A 6,094-nucleotide genomic window follows, 5' to 3' on the forward strand; every position below is an offset into this window, starting at 1 on the left:
ACCCGAGGCGTCCACACACGCCTCCGCGCCGAAACGCCCGGCCAGCCGCAGCGCCTCCGGCGACACGTCGACCGCGACGACCCGCGCGCCGGCCGCCACCGCGATCATCACCGCCGACAGCCCCACCCCACCGCAGCCGTGCACGGCCACCCACGCGCCGGGCCCCGCGCGCCCGCGCGTGACGACGGCCCGGTAGGCGGTGGCGAAGCGGCAGCCCAGGCTCGCCGCCGTGACGTACGACATCTCCTCGGGCAGGGCGACCAGATTGACGTCGGCCTCGTGCACCGGAACGTACTCGGCGAACGACCCCCAGTGCGTGAACCCGGGCTGCTCCTGGCGCTCGCAGATCTGCTGGTCCCCGGCCGCGCACGCGGCACACCGCCCGCAGGCGCAGACGAAGGGCACCGTGACCCGGTCGCCGACGTTCCAGTTCCCGGCCGCCGAGTCCAACGCCACGATGCGGCCGGCCAGTTCGTGTCCCGGCACATGTGGCAGGGAGATCCCGTCGTCGTGACCCATCCACCCGTGCCAGTCGCTCCGGCACAACCCGGTCGCCCCGACCCGGACCACCGCCCCGCAGGGCGGCGGCACCGGGTCGGGCACGTCCCGTACGACCGGCAACCGCCCGAACTCCTCGAACACCACAGCGCGCACGCCACACCCTCCCCTTGGGCCCGCCGGGAAACGATCCCTACGGACCGGACCGTACGGAAAGGGTGCCGTACGGAGAAGGTGCCGTACGGAGAAGGGTGCCGTTCGGGAAAGGCGCCTCAGCCGTCCATGACGTCGACGTAGTGCTCGACGACCAGGGGCTCCGACTCCGAGACGTGCTCCATGAGGAGGCCCCGGTACTTCGCGTACCGCTCGGTGTCACCCCGGAAGTTCTCCAGGTGCGCCTCCTTGGACTCCCACTCGTTCACCCCGATGAACCGCGACGGCGACTCGACGCCCCACAGCATCTTCGCGCTCAGGCAGCCGGGCGTCGTGATGAGCAGCTCACGCGCCTGCCGATACCCGGCGGCGAAAGCGTCGCCGTGGCCGTCCTTGACCTGGATGATGACGATTTCAGTGATCATGTCCGCACATTACCCGCCACCTCCGGCAGCGCCCGAGGGGCCCGCCCGGTCAGCCCCGAAGCCGGTCCGCCCGGCGGATCGCCTCCGCCAGCCGGTCGACCGACGGGTCCTCCGTCGACTCCGCCAGGGCGCCGGCCCGCTCGGCCAGCGTGTCCAGCGCGGGTGCGCCGGGAACCGTCCCGCCGCGCAGCTCCTCGGCGAAGTAGGCCGCGACCGCGGTGACCTGGAGACGTGGCTTCGCCTCGCTCCACAGCGCCGCGTCGACCGCGCCGGTCGTCACGGACCCCGACCGCTCACGCGGGGCACGCGTCGCGGGGTCCAGCCAGCGCACGGTCGCCTTCGCGATCTCCCCCTCGGCGCCGGGGCGCAGCTGTACGGCGTAGAGCGCGGTGACCGTGTGGCCGGGGCCGATCTCCCCGCCGTCCACCCGGTCGTTCCGGAAGTCCTCGTCCGCGACCGCGCGGTTCTCGTACCCGATCAGCCGGAACCGCTCGACCGTCCGCCGGTCGAAGGCCACCTGCGCCTTCGCGTCCCTGGCCCGCAACTCGACCTGCGCGGGCAACTGGTCGACGAAGACCTTCCTGGCCTCCTCCTTGTCCGAGACGTACGTGGTGGAGCCGTCGCCCTTGTCGGCCAGCCGCTCCATCAGCGCGTCACCGTACTCGCTGCCGACCCCCACGCCGAAGAGGGTGATGCCGTGGCGCTTCCGCGCGGTCGCGATGCGTTCGAGGATCGCGTCCGCCTGCGTCTCGCCGGTGTTGGCCAGCGCGTCGGAGAGCAGGACGACCCGGTTGGTGGCGCCTTCCCTGCGGCCCTCGACGGCCTCCTCGTACCCGGTGGTGACCCCCGCCTCCAGGTTGGTGGAGTCGGAGGGTTCCAGGTCGGCGACCGCCCGCCGGATCCGCTCGCGGCTGTCCCCGACCCGCGTCATGGTCAGCCGGGTCTCCGCCTCGCCGCTGAAGGTCACCAGGGCGATCGAGTCGTCGTCGCGCAGCTCGTCGGTGAGCAGGGAGAGCGAGTCCTTGACCAGGTCGAGCCGGCCGGGCTCGGCCATGGACCCGGAGACGTCGACCACGAACGTCAGGGCGGCGGGCGGGCGTTCCCCGCCGTCGTCGGCGAGCCGGGTGGCCAGCCCGACCCGGACGAGGGACCACGGTCCGTCCCCGTCCGGATCGTCCGTCCCGTTCACCCGGGCCCCGTCCAGCGAGACCGAGAAGCCGTTGCCCTCGGGGCGGTCGTACTCCTGGCGGAAGCTGTTGACGAACTCCTCGGGCCGTACCGTGGACGGCTCGGGACGCCGCCCCTCGTCCAAGGACCGCACCGCGTAGCCGTACGAGGCGGTGTCCACGTCCAGCGCGAAGGTGGACAGGTAGTCCGGCGGCGCGAACTTCTGCTCGCCCTCGTCCGTCCCCTCCTCGACACCGGTCGCCGGCTCTCCGGACCCGCCGGTGCCGCCCGACCCCCCGGCCCACGCCCGCGGGCCGCCGTTCGACGCCCTGTCGGCCCTGGCCTTGCTCCCCGTCTCCCCGGAGCAACCGGTGAGCAACAGGGCCCCCGCGATCGCCCCCGCCACAGCTGATCGGCGGATTCCCGTACCGAGTCTCATCTGATCCCCCCTGAATCGTCGGGCACTTGTGAATGTGACGTACGACGAGGGTCTGACGAGCCGTCGAAAGCGTTTCGGATCCGTCTCGATGCGGCAACGGCTGGCTCGTGGTCCCTCGTGCGGCCCCCTACGGCGCGCACACACCGGAAAAGCCGGATGATCCGGAACAATCACGTCGCGAAGCACCGGAGAAGCCGCGCCACACGCGGAATCAGCGGACGGACCATGGATCGAGGAGAGCGGATTGACGGGCGACCCTTCCCAGGAGGCCGTGCCACAGGCGGTCCTCGGCCCCCTGACCACCGCCGCGACCTTCCTGGTCCTGACGGTCGATCCCGGGGGCGAGGCCGTCACCCGCGACCTGCTGGCCGACCTGTCGGGACTGACCAGGGCGGTCGGTTTCGGCGCCCCCGACGGCGTGCTGACCTGTGTGACCGCCTTCGGCTCCCAGGTCTGGGACCGCCTCTTCGACGGCCCCCGCCCGGCCGAGCTGCACCCCTTCACCGACCTGGCGGGCCCCCGGCACCACGCGGTCTCCACGCCGGGCGACCTCCTCTTCCACATCCGCGCCACGCGAACCGACCTGTGCTTCGGCCTGGCGGCGGAGATCATGGACCGGTTGCGGGGCTCCGTCACCGTCCAGGACGAGGTCCAGGGCTTCAAATACCTGGACGTACGGGACCTGCTCGGCTTTGTGGACGGTACGGAGAACCCGACCGGACCGGACGCGCGGACCGCCGTCCTCGTCGGCGACGAGGACCCCGGCTTCGCCGGCGGCAGCTACGTCATCGTGCAGAAGTACCTGCACGACCTCGACGCCTGGAACGCGCTGCCGGTCGAGCAGCAGGAGAAGATCATGGGGCGCAAGAAGCTGACCAACGTCGAGCTGGACGAGGACGCGTCGCACGTCGCGCTGACCACCGTCACCGACGCGGACGGCGAGGAACAGGACATCCTCCGCGACAACATGCCGTTCGGCAGCCCGGGGCGGGGCGAGTTCGGCACGTACTTCATCGGCTACTCCCGTACGCCCGGCGTCACCGAGGAGATGCTGCGGAACATGTTCCTCGGCCGCCCTCCGGCGACCCACGACCGCATCCTGGACTTCTCGACGGCCGTCACCGGCACCCTCTTCTTCGCCCCGACGGTCGACTTCCTGGACGATCCCCCGCCTCCGCCCGCGCCCGCCGAGGTCCGCATCGCCCGGCCGCGCGGTGACGGCACGGCGGGCGGCGGCACGCCCGGCCCGGACGGCACCCCGGCCTCCGACGACTCTCTCGGCATCGGCGATCTCAAGGCAACGAAGAGGAGCAGCACCCCGTGAACAACCTGCACCGCGAACTCGCACCGATCTCCGCCGTCGCCTGGGCCGACCTGGAGGAGGAGGCGCGCCGTACGTTCACACGCCACATCGCGGGACGCCGGATCGTCGACGTGCCCGAGCCCGGCGGACTCGAACTGTCCGCCGTCCCCACCGGACACGTGGACCCCATCGACCCGCCCGCCCCCGGCGTCCACGCCCTCTCCCGCCGTTCGCAGCCCGTCGTGGAGCTGCGGGTCCCGTTCACCGTCGACCGCCGTGAGGTGGACAACGTCGCACGCGGCGCCAAGGACGCCGACTGGGGGCCCGTCAAGGACGCCGCCCGGCAACTCGCCTTCGCCGAGGACCGGGCCATCTTCGAGGGCTACCCGGCCGCGGGCATCACCGGGGTCCGCGCCGGCTCCTCGAACCCGGCCCTTACCCTGCCCGCGGACGTGCGCGCCTATCCGGACACCGTCAGTCAGGCCATCACCGCGCTGCGGCTGGCGGGCATCGACGGCGCCTACCACCTGGCCCTGAGCGCCGAGGCGTACACGGCCGTGAACGAGACCTCCGACCACGGCTACCCGATCCACGAACACCTGGCGCGGCTCCTGGACGGCGACATCATCTGGGCACCCGCCATCGACGGCGCGTTCCTGCTGTCCAGCCGGGGCGGCGACTTCACCCTGCACATCGGCCAGGACGTGTCCATCGGCTACCTGTCGCACGACAGCGACGACATCCGGCTGTACTTCCAGGAGACACTCACCTTCCTGGTCCACACGAGCGAGGCGATCGTCGCGCTGGCGGCGCAGCCGCCCACCGTCGCCTGAGCGGGGCAGGACCGGGCTCCGTCACCTCCGCGGAACCTTCAGCGCGTCCCAGGTCTCCTTCCCCGGGGGCCAGGTGAGGGCGGAGCCCGTCCACCCCTTCCCGTGGTCCGCCGAGTACTTCCGCTGCCAGGCCTCGTACGACGCGACGTCACCCGACCCGAGGGTGTCCTTGCCCGCCGAGGAGCGGTACCTGTCGCAGCCGACCGCCACCAGGCGGTCGTGCATCCGGGCCACGATCGCGCTCCTGCGGCCCGCGGTGAACCACGCGGATCCGGGGAACGGTTCGTACGCCTTCACCGGCCCGCCCTGCGCGCCGCCCCCGTCGTCCTGGGGGAAGCGCGGCCAACTGCCCGGATCCTGGTGGGTGTTCTCCGGGACCTGGGCGTGCGCGTACCACCCGGCCCGGGACCGCCAGACCTCTTCGTCGCGGTGCGAGCTGAAGTCCGTGGGCCGTCCCAGAGGCCAGACGTCGGGCACACCCCAGGACTTCACCCAGGCGTGCAGGGCCTCCCAGCCCTCGCACGGCGTGTCCTGGAGTGATTCGTACGCCTTCCCGCCCGCGACACACCACGGGAAGAAGAGCGCCTCGATCTGGAGGACGACGGAGCCCGCGCGATTGGTCCGCGTGCCCCCGGCCTCGTCCGCCAGCGATTTGGAGCGTGAGGTCGCGGGCACGAACTGGCAGACCTTCCCCTCGAAGGGGTCCCACAGCAGGTGCGGGGCGACGCCCTTGCCTCCCTCGGTGAAGTAGCTTCTCAGCCGGTCGTACGGCACGAGCGCCTGCGGTTTCGCCTCGGTGGCGTTCTTGTCCCAGGTGATGTGCGCGACGGCTTTCGCCGGCCCGCCGTCCGTGGGGGCGTGGTCCCTGATGTCCACTCTTTCGGCGCCGGGCATCCAGAGGTCGGCCATGACGACTCCTCAGGTACGGGTTCGGAGGGGGAGCCTGCGCCTCCATTGAAGCCGAAGAAGAGTCCGAGATGACCGGAAATCACCCGATCGAGTGGGGGTGCGGGCGGCCGGGGCCCAGGGCGCACGGGGGGAGCCCCGGCTCAGGTGGGGGAGCCTGGCCGGGGCGGGATCCCTGGCCGATACGGGGGAATGCCGGCCAGGGTGGTCTCAGGGTAGGGGGCGGAGGGGCGGTCACCGGGGGCGCGGGACCACTTCCCCTCCGTACCCACATACCGATGAACGAGCGGCCAACTCGCTGTGTTCCGCTTGACGTTCCGGAACATCTGTGAGCTGTGCCACCCGTCTGCGGACCCGCCGGCCGCGGCCC

General features: G+C 71.9%; 6 protein-coding genes. 2 read left to right on the forward strand and 4 right to left on the reverse strand.

Translation table 11 applies throughout. From position 1 onward, the window contains the following. From GT042_RS12980 to GT042_RS12990, 3 genes are all read right to left on the reverse strand, one after another. Positions 1–654: alcohol dehydrogenase catalytic domain-containing protein (locus GT042_RS12980; protein ID WP_161308859.1), on the reverse strand; the 654-nt coding region annotated here is incomplete at its 3' end. A 116-nt stretch (positions 655–770) separates the two neighbouring features. Continuing rightward, positions 771–1,076 (reverse strand): antibiotic biosynthesis monooxygenase, encoded by a 306-nt coding sequence (locus GT042_RS12985; RefSeq protein WP_161308860.1) that lies wholly within the window; start codon positions 1,074–1,076, stop codon positions 771–773. A gap of 49 nt (positions 1,077–1,125) precedes the next feature. Further along, a complete protein-coding gene (locus tag GT042_RS12990; protein WP_161308861.1) occupies positions 1,126–2,682 on the reverse strand; it encodes a von Willebrand factor type A domain-containing protein in 1,557 nt (518 codons plus the stop codon). A gap of 244 nt (positions 2,683–2,926) precedes the next feature. Here GT042_RS12990 and GT042_RS12995 point away from each other — a divergent pair, with 244 nt between their 5' ends. Beyond that, on the forward strand, positions 2,927–4,006 hold the full coding sequence (locus GT042_RS12995) for a Dyp-type peroxidase (protein WP_161308862.1): 1,080 nt from the start codon (positions 2,927–2,929) through the stop codon (positions 4,004–4,006). After that, entirely contained in the window at positions 4,003–4,818 is an 816-nt protein-coding gene (locus GT042_RS13000) for a family 1 encapsulin nanocompartment shell protein (protein WP_161308863.1), read from the forward strand. Before GT042_RS12995 ends, GT042_RS13000 begins: the two co-directional genes overlap by 4 nt. A 21-nt stretch (positions 4,819–4,839) precedes the next feature. Here the strand turns inward: GT042_RS13000 and GT042_RS38170 are convergent, their stop codons facing one another. Next, positions 4,840–5,727: a peptidoglycan-binding protein gene (locus GT042_RS38170; RefSeq protein WP_202532706.1), complete on the reverse strand. Its 888-nt coding sequence runs from the start codon at positions 5,725–5,727 to the stop codon at positions 4,840–4,842. Positions 5,728–6,094 lie beyond the last annotated feature (367 nt).

This window comes from Streptomyces sp. SID3212 (assembly GCF_009865405.1).
In the GTDB taxonomy this organism is placed as follows: Bacteria; Actinomycetota; Actinomycetes; order Streptomycetales; family Streptomycetaceae; genus Streptomyces.